Raw genomic sequence first — 15,284 nt, 5'->3', positions numbered from 1 at the left:
TTTCATGTCCAATACGACCACCTTTGAGTCTGACGTCAGTGACCGCCTTGCCGCGGAAGCGTTGATTGTTGATGTGGATGGGTTTGAGGGGCCTCTGGATTTATTGTTGACCCTGTCGCGTACCCAAAAGGTCGATCTGCGCCAGATTTCTGTATTGGCGCTGGCGCAGCAGTACCTCGCGTTTATTCATAAGGCGCGCGATTTGCGGCTGGAACTGGCAGCGGATTATCTGGTGATGGCCGCGTGGTTGGCGTTTTTGAAATCACGGCTTTTATTGCCGCCGGACCCATCCGAGGAGGGGCCATCGGGCGAGGAGTTGGCGGCTCATTTGGCGTTTCAATTGGAGCGCCTATCGGCGATGCGCGAAGCGGCGGCCAAACTTATGGCGCGTGACCAGTTGGCGCGCGATTTCTTTGCCCGTGGTATTACCGAGGACGTGACGCGCACGCGGCGGGTCACCTACACTGCGACGTTGCTTGATCTAATGCAGGGCTACGCGCGGATCAGAACCAAAGATGAATTTCGCCCGTTTGTGTTGGACCGCGAAAAGATATTCACCATGGAAGAGGCACTAGGTCGACTGCGCGGCTTGATCGGATATGCCGGAGACTGGACTGACATTCTGTCGTATTTGCCCGACGGCTGGGAGATTGACCCCGCCAAACGGCGATCTGCCACGGCATCGACATTTGCGGCGTCGTTGGAACTGGCCAAAGAAGGCAAGATCGAAATGCGACAGGGCGATGTGTTCTCACCGATCCAGATCAGAAAGAAAGACCGATGAGCGAGCCAAGAACTGACGCGCAAGCGGTTGAAAAGCCAGAAGAAAGCCTGTTTGACGCGCCGCTTATGGCAGAGCAGGAACGCATGGTTGAAGCGATCCTTTTTGCCACGGCTGATCCGGTCACGGTCAAGGAGTTGGAAGGCCGGATGCCCCATGGCTGCGACCCTGCAGAGGCGCTGGCCTATTTGCGCAAACGCTATAACGGGCGCGGGGTGTCGCTGGTCAAGATCGGCGATGCTTGGGCCTTGCGCACCGCGCCCGATTTGGGATTTTTGATGCAAAAAGAAACGGTTGAGACGCGCAAACTGTCGCGGGCTGCCGTCGAAACGCTGGCGATTGTGGCCTATCACCAGCCGGTGACTCGCGCCGAAATCGAAGAAATCCGCGGCGTCAGTGTCAGCCGTGGCACTGTCGATCAGTTGATTGAATTGGAATGGATCAGGTTTGGACGGCGGCGCATGACACCGGGGCGCCCTGTGACGTTCGTGGTGACGCAAGATTTTCTTGATCATTTTGGATTGGAAAGCGCGCGTGATTTGCCAGGACTTCAGGAGTTGCGATCTGCCGGATTGCTCGAAAGCCGGCCCGCGCCGGGGATGGGCGACGCCGTTGTGGATGAAGATGATGATGGCAGTGAGGCCGAAGATAATGGGGATCAAAGCGAATTGTTCGATGAAACTTGAAAAGTGCCCTCAATTTGCCGGATTTTTAGAGGATAATTGTAATTAGGGCCCAAACCCCTATGTATAGGGCACCCACAGAAGGACGATACCATGGAACGAATTATCAGTATGATCCTGCGTCGCCTTTTGAATAAGGGCATTAACAGCGGTATTCGGGCTGCCAGCAATCGTGGCAACCGCAACCGCGACCAGACCCAGCAAGACAGTGATCCGGAACGTCAGGGCAGGCAAACAACGCGTGGTTTGCGCCAGACAAGCCGGCTTATGCGGCGTTTCACGAAGTTTTAAAGCCGTCGTTAGCGAAATTTTCAGCGTCAGAAACTCATAAACGTCGCAAGTCAATTTGCGAGGTTCAAGGTGCCGAATCTATCATTGTCCCGATCTGCGGGCGGTCATTTCCAATTTGTTCGCGCCGCATTGCGCTTAGGTTTACCGCTCACATGGGCGGCGATCGCATTAGCTGGTGTTGGGCTTGTGGTGGGCTTTACGGGCGCTGACCTGTCGGGAGGATTCTTGGCAAACGGTGGCGCAAATGGTGGCGCAACCCATCCTTTGACCGGGCTGTGCCTGATCGTACTCGCAGGCTGCGTGCTGCGCACAAAGCGACGTGGCTTATCGTCAATGGTTCGTATCGGTGTTTTGACTGCCATTTTATATGTCAGCATTGCGCGTCTGATGGATGGGATGCTATCAAGCGCGACAGGGTCTGTGTCGGGCGGTCTGTTCGGCCCGGTCGCAGGATTTGGCATGACATTTTATGGCGGCTCGATTGGCGGGTTTGCCTTGCTCAGCATGGGCTTTGCGTCCCTTGCCATGGTGTCGGTATATAGTCACCGCCCGTTCCTGCATGCCGCGCTCCTGTCAGGCGATGTGATCACGCGCAGATGATATGCTGCACCTCGCGAAAATAGCAGGTGAGATGGCGAAGTACGCTCGCAAAGCCAACGTCAGTGTCACCGGACCATTGGCAGGCCCTGAACGCACGACAAAACGGCAGGATACATCAGTCGGTGCAGCCGCCTGATTTGGGTCAGGTCTTAAAGTGTTTGGATAGTTTGAGGCCCTGACCCTGATAGTTCGATTTGATGTCTTGGCCATAAAGCGCGGCAGGCGTTTGCGACATGTGTTCATAGACCAGTCGCCCGACGATTTGCCCGTGTTCCAGGACAAACGGTGCTTCGTGACAGCGCACTTCCAGCACGCCGCGTGATCCTGCGCCACCGGCACCGGCACCGTCCCAACCGAAGCCGGGATCGAAGAACCCAGCATAATGCACTCGAAATTCGCCGACCATCGCAATGTAGGGCGCCATCTCTGCTGCGCAATCGGGCGGAATCGCAATCGATTCGCGGCTGACCAGAATATAGAAGGCACCGGGATCAAGAATGATATGGCCGTCGGTCGTGCGCACCTCTTCCCAAAAATCGGACGGTTCGTAATGGGAAACTTGCGCCAGATCGATAACGCCCGTGTGCGGTTTGGCGCGGTAGCCGACCAAATCACCGCTTTGGGGTTTCAGATCAACGGAGAACCCAAGGCCGTCAGAAATTACGGCGTCGCCATCAACGATGGGGGTTTTGGCATGCAGCGCGGTCAGGTCACTGTCATTGATGAAGGTCTTGCCGTTGCGGAAAATAATCTGGTTCAACATCAATCCGGGACGTACGAGGACTGAAAATGAACGCGGGCAAATTTCGACAAAGAGCGGGCCTGCGTAGCCTTCGGGCACGCGGTCAAATTCTACGCCGTTGTTCGTTATGATCCGCGTCAACAGATCAAGCCGTCCGGTCGAGGATTTGGCACTTGCTGCGGCAGTCATGCCTTGGGGCAGGGAGAGTGATTCCATCAGCGGCACAACATAGACGCAATTCTTTTCAAGCACGGCGCCATCTGTCAGGTCAATTTCATGCATGGTAAATTGCGCCAGACGGTCTGCCACAGATTGTCCACGCCCCGTCAGAAACGATGCGCGAACACGATATGCGCGGTAGCCAAGCCGCAAATCAAGCGAGGCAGGTTGCACTTGTCCATGTTCAAAACCAACAGATGCAGAGATTGCACCACCATCGATCAAGGTGCTGATCTGAGTGTCGGAAAGTACGCCGTTTTTCATCGCAAACCTTTGATCCTAGACGCAAAAACGCCCACCTGCGCAGATGCGCGGCGGGCGGTTATGTTTTGGTCGGGCCAGCAGGACTCGAACCTGCGACCTTCCGTCCCCCAGACGGACGCGCTACCAGACTGCGCCATGGCCCGACTTGGCGCTCGTCATATCGCAAATGGGGCGCGGGGCAAGGTGAAAAACGCATAAACCGGACCAAGTGATCATCGCAAGCTTATGGTGTCGCGCAGAATCTGCATCCGGTCAAGAAGCGGCGCAATCGCGCCAGCTTGTGCGGCGAGCCCTTCGCGCGATGCTTTGCGCAACATATGAAACACCCGCGCACGCGCTTTGCTGTCTTTGTCGGATGGGTCAGAGGGAATGTTCAAAGCCTTTGCGGCGCTTTGTTGCAGAGCAGGCGCGTCTGATGGATCACTTGGCGCGGCTTCTGTTTGATCGCTGGGCGCGGACTTGGGTGTCAGATCAAGCAACAGCGCGGGGCCCGTTGGGGTTGGATCGGGCAGGGTGACCACGTTGCTGATCTCAACCACAAGGGGCGGTGTTGTGTCGTCTTTGGGCGGGGCGCCCACTGGAGCGACGACTGGATCGATTACTGGGGCGACTTCTAACGCGTCGCGGGGTCTGCCAGCTGCGTCCGCGTCTGCCTGTAGGGCTGTCGCACCGAGGCTGACGACGTGCTTAACACCTTGTTCGCGCAGTAATTTTTGTGCACCTTTGATCGTCATTCCATCATCATGAAGCAGTTTTCTGATACCTGCCAGAAGGTCCAAGTCGGCGGGCCGATAGTAGCGCCGACCGCCTGCACGTTTTACAGGTTTGACTTGGCTGAACTTACTTTCCCAAAAGCGCAACACGTGGGCTGGGGTTGCCAGCTCATCTGAGACTTCGGAAATTGTGCGGAATGCGTCACGGGATTTGGACACGTCCGAGGTTCCTAACCTTTGTTGCCCGCAGCGACGCGGTCTTTCATCAAATGGCTTGGGCGAAAGCTCAACACGCGGCGCGGCGTGATTGGCACTTCTTCACCCGTCTTGGGATTGCGACCGATGCGGGCCGCTTTGTCGCGGATCGAGAAGGTCCCGAAGGATGATATCTTCACGCTATCACCACCCGCGAGAGCATCAGACATTTGGGTTAAAACGCTCTCAACCAGATCGGCGCTTTCGTTGCGCGACAGGCCCACTTCTTCGTGTACAGCGTCCGCTAAATCCATGCGTGTCAGTGTCTTGTCGGTCATTTTGTCCCCCTGGTTACTGGGCAACTCTATGCAGAGGGGAAAAAAAAGTCAATAACAAGGGCTTGTCGGGCCGCATTGAATCCGAAAACCTGCTACCAACGCAGGACAACAGCGCCCCAAGCCAAGCCGCCACCGATCGCTTCGGTGACAACAAGATCGCCGCGTTTGATTTGGCCGCGTTGCACGCCAACCGAGAGGGCCAAGGGGATCGACGCGGCGGAGGTATTGCCGTGGTCTTGCACGGTGACAACAACGCGTTCCATCGGCACGCCAAGCTTTTTGGCCGTCGATTGGATGATGCGGATGTTGGCCTGATGGGGGACGACCCAGTCGACGTCTTCGTGGCCGAGGCCAGCCTTTTGCAGCGCCGTTGTGGCTGTCGAGGCGAGCTTTTCGACCGCGTGTCGAAACACTTCTTTGCCCTGCATGCGCAACATGCCGGTGTTCTGGGTCGACACGCCACCATCGACATAGAGTAGATCACAATAGGTGCCGTCGGAATTTAAATCGGTCGCGAGGATGCCGCGATCATCGGGATTGTCCGCGCTTTGCGCGGCTTCCAACACCATCGCGCCCGCGCCGTCGCCGAACAGAACGCAGGTGCCGCGGTCGGTCCAGTCCATTATCCGGCTGAAGGTTTCAGCGCCAATGACCAGAACGCGTTTGGCTTGACCCGATATGATCAATGCATTTGCGTTCGCCAAGGCGAATACGAATCCGGCACAAACCGCTTGAATATCAAAGGCATAGCCTGTGGTGTTGCCAATGTTTCGCTGCACCATTGTCGCGGAAGACGGAAATGTCAGGTCGGCGGTCGAGGTTGCCAATATGATGGTGTCGATGTCGGACCCGTCCATGCCAGCGTCCGACAAGGCGTCTTTGGCGGCGCGTGTCGCAAGGTCGGACGTTGTTTGGCCTGTGGCGGCGAAATGGCGGCGTTCAATTCCGGATCGGGCCTTGATCCATGCGTCTGTGGTGTCGAGCGTGGCTTCAAATTCCGAATTCGGGACGACGCGGTCAGGCAGATAGTGCCCGACGCCGCGAACGATTGCGCGAATGGTCATTTGATGCTTGTTTCCTTGTTTGGGGCCGGCTGGATCGTCTGGGCCGCCGGTGCGTCACTGGTCGCTGCGTCATCTTGACCAAGTGCCGCTGCTGATGCAACCCGCGCGGCGAGCTTGTCAGAAAAGCCGGACCGCCCGAGCTGGGCGGCGAGGGCAACGGCGGCTGCAACGCCGGTTTCATCGGCGCTGCCATGGCTTTTGATGACGGTGCCGTTCAGACCAAGAAAGATGCCACCATTGACGCGACGAGGGTCAATCTTTTTCTTCAGACGGCGAAGTGATGTGAGCGCGAGAAGGGCCGCGATGCGCGAAAACCACGTTGTTTTAAATGCGGCGCGCAGTGATTCGGAGATAAAGTTCGCCGTTCCTTCGCCGGTTTTCAGCGCGATATTGCCGGTAAATCCGTCTGTGACGATCACATCAACCCGCGCCGAGGGAAGATCTCCGCCTTCAACGAATCCCACATAATCGAATTCGCCAAGCGGTGCGGCACGGGCGATGATGTCGTTGGCGACCTTTAATTCGGCGCGGCCTTTGTGTTCTTCTTTGCCGACGTTGAGCAATCCGACACGCGGGCGGCTCAGCCCCAGACCGTTTCGCGCATAAGATGCGCCCATGAGTGCGTAGGTCAAAAGGTCTTCTTCGTCGGCGCGAATATCAGCACCAGCATCCAACATGACGTTAAAGCCAGCGGCGTTGCGCGACGGCCAGAGGCAGGCAATGGCAGGGCGGTTCACGCCTTCGGCTTTGCGCAGGCGGATCATCGACACGGCCATTAATGCGCCGGTGTTGCCACACGACACACACGCGGCGGCGTCTTTGTTGCGCACAGAATCGATGGCCGACCACATGGATGTCGATTTGCCGTGGCGCATAACATGGCTGGGTTTGTCGGACATCGCGACCACGTCGGGCGCATCAACTATTGTAACTGATTTTGTGAGTTTCCGCTTGGCGATCAGCGGTTCAAGTTCAGCCTTTGGGCCGTGCAGCAGGATGTGCGCGTCACGGTCTTGATGAAGGAAACGCGCAAGACCCGCGACAATTGGCGCGGGTCCTTCGTCGCCGCCCATGGCGTCGACAGATATAACAAGTGGTGCTGTGGATTGGTCAGTCGCGGACATAATGTTCCCTTCCGACGATCCTAGTGCTTATGCTGCGTCGTCGTCCAGATCGATTTCGTCTGCTTGTGCAATCACTTCACGTTCTGCGTATTTGCCGCAAGACGGGCATACGTGGTGTGGACGCTTCAGTTCACCACACGATGCGCACTCGTTCGGGTTTGCCCCGTCAAGAGCGTGGTGGGACCGACGGTTGTTCCGGCGGGATTTGGAGATTTTATTCTGTGGGACAGCCATGTCGCAACCTCGGGCAGTGGGTCCTTTGATCGTAAGGTGGACCGTGTGAATTTCGTGCTTTGTTCAAGCGTTCGGACGGGCTTTAGGTCATTAGCGACAGCCTGTCGAGAGTTGTTCTGAAAGAAGGCTCGAAGATAAGGCGATTTCGCCACTTCGCAACCTTTCCCAGTAGGTGTTGTTAATCTTCGTCCTTGTTTGGTTCATCGCCTGGTCCTTCGTTTTTACTTTCAGCCGCGGCGCGCAGGACCGCGAGGCGGGCAAACGGGCGGGCGTCCTCGTCTGTCATGACGGCTTTACCGGGTTCGGTGACGCCGACTGTCTCGGCCTCGATTCCCTCTTTGCGCGGATAGGGCGGCATCGTGAGAACGAGGGCTTCGGCGATGACATCAATCAGATCGAGCGTTTCAGGCAAAGGATCAGTGGTGTCGTCTTCAATCATCTCGACTTCGGTGTCGTCGGATGTGTCGTCGCGCTTGTCGAAGTCCGAGATGTAGGAGCGCGTGATCTCTTCGTCGATGCGCGTGGTCACGGGATCGAGCGAAATAACGCAAGCTTGGCTGATTGTCGCGCCCAATGTCGCTTCGATCCGCCAGTCGCGTTTGCCGGTGGGAATCAGTGCGCCGTCAAAGCGTAGTTTCTTCACCTTCAGCACGCCGATGGTTCGCGCGATCGCTTTGCGGCCGTCGCTGTCGGGTTCAATCGTGAAATGTGAACGCTTGCGTGTAGGCAGGTCCGCGAAGCGGATGGGATGGGTCGGCAGATCAGACATATGCGGTCACCCTTGAATTACGTCTCCGAATGGCTGTAAATGCGTCAAAAGCCATCAGAAGCCAAGACGGGAATATCAGGTTGCAGTTAAGCATGAACATCACGGGTCGCAAAACGCGCGCAGCACTGGTCGCATGTGTGTTGATGATGACGGTGGGGTGCACAACGCTTTACCGAAACCACGGCTATATTCCGAGTGATGATCAGCTTGCCGAAGTTCTGGTTGGCGTGGATACGCGCGGCACGGTTTTTGATATCATTGGCCCGCCCACGGCAGGTGGCGTGACCGACGGTGGCGGGTATTTCTACGTGCAAAGCCGGTTCCAGTTGATTGGGCCGTTGGAGCCAAAGGAAATTGACCGCGAAGTTGTGGCGATCCAATTTGATGACACGGGTGTTGTGTCCAACGTGGAACGCTTTGGGCTTGAGAACGGCAATGTCGTGGCTTTGTCGCGCCGCGTGACCCAAGATAACGTGCGCGACACCACATTCCTGCGTCAGTTGTTCGGGTCCATCGGTCGGTTTGACGCCGGTGATTTCTTGGGTGAAGGGTGAGGGCGCATCCTGCGCAGCAATCCTTAGCCACGGGCCTGAAAAAAGACGGGCCTGAATAACAATGCCCACAGCTCAAATACCCCTTGAAGAGATCGTGTTAAGGCGCGGAGCATATGCTGTGCGGTTTGCCCGCAGTGGCGATGATGTGCAGTGATGCCAGCAGTTGCGCCATAGATGTTTTGTCGAGGATGCAGGCGGGCAAGACCGCAACGGCGGGATTGAAACCGATAAATTCGATTCGCTCTGCGATCACATCATGGTTGAGGATCAGGCTGGCGCGTTGGTGTGCAGTTATCGGCTGATGTCGATCCCGTCCGGCGCTGCAATCAAGGCCAGCTATTCTGCGCAATACTATAATTTGGAACGGCTTTCGCACTATCCGGCCCCGATGCTGGAACTCGGCCGTTTTTGTGTCGTGCCGGATGTGCGTGATCCAGATGTCTTGTGCATTGCCTGGGGCATGTTGGCGGCGATTGTGGATGCGCGGTCCGTGGGCCTGTTGTTTGGCTGTTCGTCTTTTGCTGGCACGGACGCTGCGATCTACGGCCAAGCGTTTGACCTACTTGCGCAACGTCATCAGGCGCCCGACCAGTGGCATCCCGATGTGAAGGCACCGCAGGTCGTGGAATTTGGGAAAAATGCGCAAGGTGTCACAGATCGCGCGATATTGGATCATGCGAAGGCAATGGCGCAGGTGCCGATGCTGTTGAAAACCTACCTCGCCATGGGGGGGGGGGCAGTGATCATGCGGTGATCGACACTGCGATGAACACGCTGCACGTCTTTACCGGGGTCGAGATTGCCAAGATTCCGCCCGCCCGTGCCAAGGCCTTGCGCGCAGTTGCTGCAAGGACTTCGCGTTAGGACCCTTGCAGACGCCGCGCGGTGACGCTAGCAGACCCCATGGCACGAGCACCCCTATTACAAGTTACCGATATCGCCCTCACTTTTGGTGGGGATCCTGTCTTTGAAGACCTGTCTTTGGTCGTACAACCGGGCGACCGTGTCGCATTGGTTGGGCGCAATGGGTCGGGAAAATCCACCCTTCTCAAGGTGATGGCGGGTTTGGTAGACGTCGACAAAGGTGGCGTTGTCGTCGCACCGGGCATGTCGGTGGGCTACATGGAACAGGACCCGACGATGGAAGGGTCAGCCACATTGGGCGATTATGCGTCCAGCGGGCTAGACGCATCGGATACATGGCGCGTTGATGCGGTGGCCGAAGGGCTGAAATTTGATCCGGCCCGTGATGTAAATGTCGCATCGGGCGGTGAACGTCGCCGCGCGGCCTTGGCAAAACTGATGGCCGAAGCGCCAGGGTTGATGTTGCTGGACGAACCGACCAACCACATGGACATCGAAGCGATTTGCTGGCTTGAGCGAGAATTGTCGCAAACTCGCACCGGATTCGTGCTGATTTCCCACGACCGTGCGTTTCTGAACGCGCTGACCCGCGCCACCCTTTGGATTGATCGCGGCCAAGTCCGCCGTCAGGAAAAGGGGTTCGCCCATTTTGAAGAATGGCGCGACAAGACGTGGGAAGACGAAGACATGCAGCGCCACAAGCTTAATCGCAAGATCAAGCAAGAGGCGCGATGGGCGGTGGAGGGTATCTCCGCACGCCGCACACGCAATCAGGGCCGCCTTCGGGCGTTGCAGGATTTGCGGGCCGAAAAGTCCGGCCAGATCAAGCGCCAAGGCGCCGCTGCAATGGCACTGGATGCGGGCCAAGCCTCCGGCAAAAAGGTGATCGAGGCATTCGGTTTAAGCAAAACATTTGCTGGAAAGCCAATCGTTTCAAACTTTGATCTGACGGTAAATCGCGGTGATCGCATCGCGTTTGTCGGCCCCAACGGTGTGGGGAAAACCACCCTTATCAAGATGTTGCTGGGTGAAATTGCACCTGATGAGGGGTCGATCAAGCACGGCACCAATCTGGACATCGCGGTGTTTGATCAGGCGCGCGCGAAACTTAATCCCGAAACGACCTTGTGGGACAACCTGACCACGGACCCGAGCATGTCGGTCAGCGGCAAGGCCGACCAGATCATGGTACGTGGCCAGCCCAAGCACGTTGTCGGATATCTGAAAGAATTCCTGTTTGACGAAGGGCAAGTGCGCGCCCCTGTGCGGTCTTTGTCAGGTGGTGAAAAGGCGCGGCTGTTGCTGGCGCGTTTGATGGCGCGCGAATCCAATGTTTTGGTGTTGGACGAACCGACCAACGATCTGGACATCGAAACGCTTGACCTGCTGCAAGACCTGCTTGGGGATTATCCGGGCACCGTGCTTTTGGTCAGTCACGACCGTGATTTTATCGACCGCGTCGCGACGACGACCATCGCGATGGAAGGCAATGCGCAGGCTGTGACTTACGCGGGGGGCTGGACTGATTATCTTAACCAGCGCGCCGAGATTGAGGGCGTTGTCGCCAAGGAAACCAAGACGAAATCAAAATCTGGCAAGGGTAAAGCTGTTGTCAGCGAAGGACTTAGTTTCACCGAAAAGCACCGCCTTGAGGAACTGCCAAAGGTCATCGCGCGCCTTGAGGCCGAGATCGCCAAACTGGAAGAGCTGATGTCGGATCCGGCGTTGTTCACTGAACATCCGGTGAAGTTTCAGAAAGCCACCGATGCGCTGGTGGACCGTCATTCGACACTGTCTGACGCAGAAGAAGAATGGCTGCTGCTGGAAGAAAAGGCCGTGCGCTAAGGTTTTAGCGCGCTTTTTTCTGCCACTTTTACAGCGTTCCACAATCCGTCCATTTCGGCCAAATCACTGTCGAGCGGGGTGCGGCCGTCGCGGGCCAATGCGTCTTCGATGAATTCGAACCGCCGCTGGAATTTGGCGTTGGCTTGGCGCAACGCGACCTCTGGATCGACATTCAGATGCCGCGCGAGGTTGGCCATAACGAACAGCAAATCTCCAACTTCTTCGGTGACTTCATCTTGGGTTAATGTATCGCGGGCCTCGACAACTTCGGCGGCTTCTTCGGCTATTTTATCAATAACGTGCCCTACGTCCGGCCAATCGAACCCGACCCGTGCGGCGCGTTTTTGCAGCTTGAGCGCGCGCAACAGTGCGGGCAGGCCGACTGCGACACCGTCCAGCGTGCGGCCTTGATCTTTGCCAGCCCGTTCGGCGGCCTTGATGACTTCCCAATTGGCGGTTTGTTGATCGGCAGATTTATCGCGGGATTCGCTTCCGAATACATGAGGGTGGCGCGCTACCATCTTGTCGGACATCGTGCGGGCCACGTCACTAAAATTGAAATGCCCCGCGTCATCGGCCATTTGCGCGTGAAAGACGGACTGAAACAGCAGATCGCCCAATTCGCCGCGCAATTCATCCATATCGCCGCGCTCAATTGCGTCCGCGACCTCATAGGCTTCCTCAATCGTGTAGGGCGCGATTGTTGCAAAGGTCTGTTCGATGTCCCACGGGCAGCCGGTTTGCGGGTCGCGCAGGGCCGCCATGATCGCCAAAAGGCGGTCCATTTGCGCGGCTGGATCGGTGGAATGGATGAGAGGGTCTTTGGACATATTGTAGGGTGGCTCCATTGGTGTAAGATTAGGCTATTCCCACACCGAACAGAGGTCCACCCATGCCCGTCATCAACCGTATTGCCGCCTTCGCCGAAGACATGACCGAATGGCGCAGATACCTGCACCAGCATCCCGAATTAGGCCAGCAATGCCAAAAGACCGCCAGCTTCGTGGTGGAACGTTTGCGTGACTTCGGGGTGGATGAAATTCACGAAGGCATCGCGATTTCTGGTGTCGTGGCAATTATCACTGGTCGCGATTACGTGGACGGCGACGGGCCGACGATTGGTTTGCGCGCGGATATGGATGCGCTGCCGATTTCTGAGACCACGGGCGCGGACTGGGCGTCCAAAACGCCTGGTAAAATGCACGCCTGCGGCCATGACGGCCATACCACAATGTTGTTGGGTGCTGCGCGATACCTCGCCGAGACACGTAATTTCAAAGGCCGGATAGCGCTGATTTTTCAACCGGCTGAGGAAACCGGCGGCGGGGCCGAGTTGATGGTTGAGGAAGGCATGCTTGAGACGTTCGCCATCAAAGAAGTCTATGCGCTGCACAATCTGCCAAAACTCCCCGTGGGCCAGTTTCTGACCACGCCCGGGCCAATCATGGCAGAGGTCGATTCGTTTCATGTGGACATCAAGGGCGAGGGCGGCCACGGCGCCTATCCGCAAGACACCCGCGACCCGATTCCAGCGGCGTTGTCGATTGCACAGGCGATGGGCACCATTGTCAGCCGTAACAATCGCACGCTGGATGATCTGGTGGTGTCGGTCACGATGATCCACGCGGGCACGGCTGATAACGTGATTTCCGAAGACGCTTATCTTGGCGGAACGGTGCGCACGTTCGACAAGACGGTCAAGGCCATGGTGATGAAACGCATGACCGAAATCGTGGCGGGCCATGCCGCAGCGTTCAACGTTGAGGCGACTTTGCGCTACGACGAAGGGTTCCCCGCGACTATCAATTCGCCAGACCAGACCGCATTCGCGGTGGAAGTTGCGCGCGAAGTGGCTGCTGAGGGGATTGTGGTGCCGGATGCACCGCGCGAAATGGGCGCAGAGGATTTCGCCTATTTCCTAGAAAAAACGCCGGGGTCCTATTTGTTTGTCGGCAATGGTGCATCGGCAGGGCTGCACCAGCCTAACTATGACTTTGACGATGCCACAGCGCCATATGGTGCATCATTCTTTGCGCGCATCGCGGAACGTGCATTACCGCTGGGCGGCAACTAAATGGCGCTGGAGGATGCCAAGGGCCAGATTGATCTCGCGTTCACTCGCGACGACTTGAAAGGCTGCGCGTTCGAGAACACGTTTGGCGGGGCCACGTCATTCCTGCGGCGCAAATACACCAAGGATTTGAAAGGGGTGGACCTGTGCGTCACGGGCATCCCGTTCGATCAGGCGGTCACAAACCGGCCAGGAACGCGGTTTGGACCGCGCGCTATACGTGAGGCCAGCACGCTGCAACCCTATGATCCGCCCTATGGTTGGGGTTTTGATCCGCTCAGCGATTTTGCCATCGCGGATTACGGTGATTTGGCGTTTGATTATGCCAACGTGGCGGCCACCCCTGCGGCGATCCAAGCCTATATCGCGGGTATTCTGGCGGCAGATGTGGGGACTGTCACATTGGGGGGCGATCATTTCATTACGCTGCCAATCTTGAAGGCCTATGCGGCCAAGTTTGGCCTGCTGAGTGTGATCCAGTTCGATGCGCATTCCGACCTTTGGGCGGACGACGATATGGACCGCTTCGATCATGGAACGTTCATGTATAAGGCCGTGAAACTGGGATTGGTGGATCCCAAGCGATCGGTGCAGATCGGCATTCGGACTGAGTGTGACGACTATTGCGGGATGGAATACATCGACGCGCGCACGGTTCATGAAAAGGGAGTTGCGTGGACGGCGTCACGCGCCAAAGAGATTGTCGGCGACAACGCGACCTACGTGACCTTTGATATCGACGCATTGGATCCGGCGTTTGCACCCGGGACGGGGACCCCGGTTTGGGGCGGTCTGGCCAGTTGGCAAGCGGCCGCGATGTTGCGCGATTTGGCGGGGATCAACATGGTCGGGGGTGACATTGTTGAGGTGTCACCGCCCTATGACCCCAGCGGCATCACGGCGGTCGCGGGGGCGCATGTCGGGTTTGAATTGTGCTGTTTGGCACTTTGGAATAAGAGGTAAGCTGATGAAAAATCAACCGATTTCCGGAAATGATCTGGCGCGGTTTTCTGGCCCGCAAACGTTCATGCGATTGCCAGCGGTAGAAAGTGCTGAAGGACTTGATGTTGGGTTCGTTGGCATCCCGATGGATATTGGCACAAGCTGGCGATCTGGCACGCGGTTTGGGCCCAAACAATTGCGCCAAGAAAGCGCGATGATCCGGCCCTATAATATCCAAACAGGGGCTGCACCGTTTGACAGTCTACAATGTGCCGATCTTGGTGATATCGCGATCAATACGTTTTCACTGAGCAAAAGTTTATCAATTATTCAAGATACTTACGAGAGTATCTCAAAGCACCCAGTGATCCCTATGGGGCTTGGCGGGGACCATTCTTTGACGCTGCCGATTTTGCGGGCGATGCACAAGAAACACGGGCCTGTTGCGCTGGTGCATGTGGATGCCCATGCCGATGTGAATGATGAGATGTTTGGCGAGCGTGAAACCCATGGCACCGTGTTTCGCAGGGCCTATGAAGAAGGCCTCATAACACCCTCAAAAGTATGGCAAATTGGGCTTCGTGGTACAGGTTATACGGCGGAAGATTTCAGTGAGGCCGCCGATTGGGGCTTCAACCAGCGACTTGCATCAGATTTGTGGCATAAGTCATTGATATCGCTAGGCGAAGAGGTTGTCGCGTCTATCGGTGATCAGCCGTGCTACATCACCTATGATATCGACAGCCTTGACCCAAGCTTTGCGCCGGGAACAGGCACGCCTGAAATCGGTGGGTTGACGACACCGCAGGCGATGGAATTGATCCGCAATCTCAAGGGGTTGAACGTCGTTGGTTGTGATTTGGTTGAAGTCTCACCACCCTATGATACGTCTGGTAACACCGCCCTTGTTGGGGCTAATATCATGTTTGAAATGCTCAGCATTCTGCCGGGCGTCAAATACCGCTGAACAGGGCGGCACAGCCGGTGCACA

18 protein-coding genes and 1 tRNA gene are annotated in these 15,284 nt (G+C 56.8%); 10 read left to right on the top strand and 9 right to left on the bottom strand.

What is annotated here, in order from left to right; genetic code table 11:
* Positions 1 to 4 precede the first annotated feature (4 nt).
* The 4 genes from OA238_RS12525 (at position 5) to OA238_RS12510 (ending at position 2,355) form a co-directional block, all read left to right on the top strand.
* Positions 5 to 784 (top strand): segregation and condensation protein A, encoded by a 780-nt coding sequence (locus OA238_RS12525; protein ID WP_015495458.1) that lies wholly within the window; start codon positions 5 to 7, stop codon positions 782 to 784.
* On the top strand, positions 781 to 1,467 hold the full coding sequence (gene scpB, locus OA238_RS12520) for an SMC-Scp complex subunit ScpB (protein ID WP_015495457.1): 687 nt from the start codon (positions 781 to 783) through the stop codon (positions 1,465 to 1,467). Before OA238_RS12525 ends, scpB begins: the two co-directional genes overlap by 4 nt.
* A gap of 90 nt (positions 1,468 to 1,557) precedes the next feature.
* Positions 1,558 to 1,755 (top strand): hypothetical protein, encoded by a 198-nt coding sequence (locus tag OA238_RS30170; RefSeq protein ID WP_083906718.1) that lies wholly within the window; start codon positions 1,558 to 1,560, stop codon positions 1,753 to 1,755.
* Between the two features lie 69 nt (positions 1,756 to 1,824).
* Positions 1,825 to 2,355 carry a hypothetical protein gene (locus OA238_RS12510; RefSeq protein WP_015495456.1) on the top strand — a complete coding sequence of 177 codons (531 nt, stop codon included), beginning with the start codon at positions 1,825 to 1,827 and terminating at the stop codon, positions 2,353 to 2,355.
* A 142-nt stretch (positions 2,356 to 2,497) separates the two neighbouring features.
* Here the strand turns inward: OA238_RS12510 and OA238_RS12505 are convergent, their stop codons facing one another.
* The 8 genes from OA238_RS12505 to OA238_RS12470 all read right to left on the bottom strand — a co-directional run bounded on the left by OA238_RS12505 (position 2,498) and on the right by OA238_RS12470 (position 8,017).
* On the bottom strand, positions 2,498 to 3,580 hold the full coding sequence (locus tag OA238_RS12505; RefSeq protein ID WP_015495455.1) for a 2'-deoxycytidine 5'-triphosphate deaminase: 1,083 nt from the start codon (positions 3,578 to 3,580) through the stop codon (positions 2,498 to 2,500).
* Positions 3,581 to 3,646: 66 nt separating this feature from the next.
* Positions 3,647 to 3,723, bottom strand: a tRNA-Pro gene (locus tag OA238_RS12500).
* Positions 3,724 to 3,792: 69 nt separating this feature from the next.
* Positions 3,793 to 4,512 carry a MerR family transcriptional regulator gene (locus OA238_RS12495; RefSeq protein WP_015495454.1) on the bottom strand — a complete coding sequence of 240 codons (720 nt, stop codon included), beginning with the start codon at positions 4,510 to 4,512 and terminating at the stop codon, positions 3,793 to 3,795.
* An 11-nt stretch (positions 4,513 to 4,523) separates the two neighbouring features.
* Positions 4,524 to 4,826 carry an integration host factor subunit alpha gene (ihfA, locus tag OA238_RS12490; RefSeq protein ID WP_015495453.1) on the bottom strand — a complete coding sequence of 101 codons (303 nt, stop codon included), beginning with the start codon at positions 4,824 to 4,826 and terminating at the stop codon, positions 4,524 to 4,526.
* Between the two features lie 92 nt (positions 4,827 to 4,918).
* Positions 4,919 to 5,890, bottom strand: a complete 972-nt coding sequence (locus tag OA238_RS12485; RefSeq protein ID WP_015495452.1) for a beta-ketoacyl-ACP synthase III — start codon at positions 5,888 to 5,890, stop codon at positions 4,919 to 4,921.
* Complete coding sequence (gene plsX / locus OA238_RS12480; RefSeq protein ID WP_015495451.1) at positions 5,887 to 7,014, bottom strand: phosphate acyltransferase PlsX; 1,128 nt, start codon at positions 7,012 to 7,014, stop codon at positions 5,887 to 5,889. Before plsX ends, OA238_RS12485 begins: the two co-directional genes overlap by 4 nt.
* A 27-nt stretch (positions 7,015 to 7,041) precedes the next feature.
* Entirely contained in the window at positions 7,042 to 7,248 is a 207-nt protein-coding gene (gene rpmF / locus OA238_RS12475; protein WP_044036744.1) for a 50S ribosomal protein L32, read from the bottom strand.
* A gap of 178 nt (positions 7,249 to 7,426) precedes the next feature.
* Complete coding sequence (locus OA238_RS12470; protein WP_015495450.1) at positions 7,427 to 8,017, bottom strand: YceD family protein; 591 nt, start codon at positions 8,015 to 8,017, stop codon at positions 7,427 to 7,429.
* Between the two features lie 92 nt (positions 8,018 to 8,109).
* On the opposite strand from OA238_RS12470, the gene OA238_RS12465 reads away from it, so the two are divergent.
* The 3 genes from OA238_RS12465 to OA238_RS12455 all read left to right on the top strand — a co-directional run bounded on the left by OA238_RS12465 (position 8,110) and on the right by OA238_RS12455 (position 11,280).
* Positions 8,110 to 8,571, top strand: coding sequence for an outer membrane protein assembly factor BamE (locus tag OA238_RS12465; RefSeq protein ID WP_015495449.1), 462 nt, complete (start codon positions 8,110 to 8,112; stop codon positions 8,569 to 8,571).
* Positions 8,572 to 8,734: 163 nt separating this feature from the next.
* A complete protein-coding gene (locus OA238_RS12460) occupies positions 8,735 to 9,325 on the top strand; it encodes a GNAT family N-acetyltransferase (RefSeq protein WP_015495448.1) in 591 nt (196 codons plus the stop codon).
* Positions 9,326 to 9,474: 149 nt separating this feature from the next.
* On the top strand, positions 9,475 to 11,280 hold the full coding sequence (locus tag OA238_RS12455) for an ABC-F family ATP-binding cassette domain-containing protein (RefSeq protein ID WP_015495447.1): 1,806 nt from the start codon (positions 9,475 to 9,477) through the stop codon (positions 11,278 to 11,280).
* Here the strand turns inward: OA238_RS12455 and mazG are convergent.
* Positions 11,277 to 12,110, bottom strand: coding sequence for a nucleoside triphosphate pyrophosphohydrolase (mazG, locus tag OA238_RS12450; protein ID WP_015495446.1), 834 nt, complete (start codon positions 12,108 to 12,110; stop codon positions 11,277 to 11,279). The two genes, OA238_RS12455 and mazG, sit on opposite strands and share 4 nt — an antisense overlap.
* A 62-nt stretch (positions 12,111 to 12,172) precedes the next feature.
* Between mazG and OA238_RS12445 the strand changes: the two genes are divergently transcribed.
* The 3 genes from OA238_RS12445 to speB (OA238_RS12435) are packed head-to-tail and all read left to right on the top strand — an operon-like array spanning position 12,173 to position 15,260.
* A complete protein-coding gene (locus tag OA238_RS12445) occupies positions 12,173 to 13,354 on the top strand; it encodes a M20 aminoacylase family protein (protein ID WP_015495445.1) in 1,182 nt (393 codons plus the stop codon).
* The gene (gene speB / locus OA238_RS12440; RefSeq protein WP_015495444.1) at positions 13,355 to 14,314 is read left to right on the top strand and encodes an agmatinase; all 960 of its coding nucleotides are present in this window, start codon (positions 13,355 to 13,357) and stop codon (positions 14,312 to 14,314) included.
* Between the two features lie 4 nt (positions 14,315 to 14,318).
* On the top strand, positions 14,319 to 15,260 hold the full coding sequence (speB, locus tag OA238_RS12435; protein ID WP_015495443.1) for an agmatinase: 942 nt from the start codon (positions 14,319 to 14,321) through the stop codon (positions 15,258 to 15,260).
* The last annotated feature ends 24 nt before the right edge of the window (positions 15,261 to 15,284 follow it).

This window comes from Octadecabacter arcticus 238, from assembly GCF_000155735.2.
Lineage (GTDB): Bacteria > Pseudomonadota > Alphaproteobacteria > Rhodobacterales > Rhodobacteraceae > Octadecabacter > Octadecabacter arcticus.
Note: the sequence above shows the minus strand (reverse complement) of the source record. Positions and strands in the feature narration are given on the sequence as shown.

Bases quoted from the DNA above. Each gene is read 5' to 3' on its own strand.
- speB (WP_015495444.1), top strand. From the start codon at position 13,355: ATGGCGCTGGAGGATGCCAAGGGCCAGATTGATCTCGCGTTCACTCGC.
- OA238_RS30170 (WP_083906718.1), top strand. From the start codon at position 1,558: ATGGAACGAATTATCAGTATGATCCTGCGTCGCCTTTTGAATAAGGGC.
- OA238_RS12465 (WP_015495449.1), top strand. From the start codon at position 8,110: ATGAACATCACGGGTCGCAAAACGCGCGCAGCACTGGTCGCATGTGTG.
- OA238_RS12455 (WP_015495447.1), top strand. From the start codon at position 9,475: ATGGCACGAGCACCCCTATTACAAGTTACCGATATCGCCCTCACTTTT.
- rpmF (WP_044036744.1), bottom strand. From the start codon at position 7,248: ATGGCTGTCCCACAGAATAAAATCTCCAAATCCCGCCGGAACAACCGT.
- ihfA (WP_015495453.1), bottom strand. From the start codon at position 4,826: ATGACCGACAAGACACTGACACGCATGGATTTAGCGGACGCTGTACAC.
- OA238_RS12470 (WP_015495450.1), bottom strand. From the start codon at position 8,017: ATGTCTGATCTGCCGACCCATCCCATCCGCTTCGCGGACCTGCCTACA.
- mazG (WP_015495446.1), bottom strand. From the start codon at position 12,110: ATGTCCAAAGACCCTCTCATCCATTCCACCGATCCAGCCGCGCAAATG.
- OA238_RS12505 (WP_015495455.1), bottom strand. From the start codon at position 3,580: ATGAAAAACGGCGTACTTTCCGACACTCAGATCAGCACCTTGATCGAT.
- scpB (WP_015495457.1), top strand. From the start codon at position 781: ATGAGCGAGCCAAGAACTGACGCGCAAGCGGTTGAAAAGCCAGAAGAA.
- OA238_RS12445 (WP_015495445.1), top strand. From the start codon at position 12,173: ATGCCCGTCATCAACCGTATTGCCGCCTTCGCCGAAGACATGACCGAA.
- OA238_RS12525 (WP_015495458.1), top strand. From the start codon at position 5: ATGTCCAATACGACCACCTTTGAGTCTGACGTCAGTGACCGCCTTGCC.
- OA238_RS12485 (WP_015495452.1), bottom strand. From the start codon at position 5,890: ATGACCATTCGCGCAATCGTTCGCGGCGTCGGGCACTATCTGCCTGAC.
- speB (WP_015495443.1), top strand. From the start codon at position 14,319: ATGAAAAATCAACCGATTTCCGGAAATGATCTGGCGCGGTTTTCTGGC.
- plsX (WP_015495451.1), bottom strand. From the start codon at position 7,014: ATGTCCGCGACTGACCAATCCACAGCACCACTTGTTATATCTGTCGAC.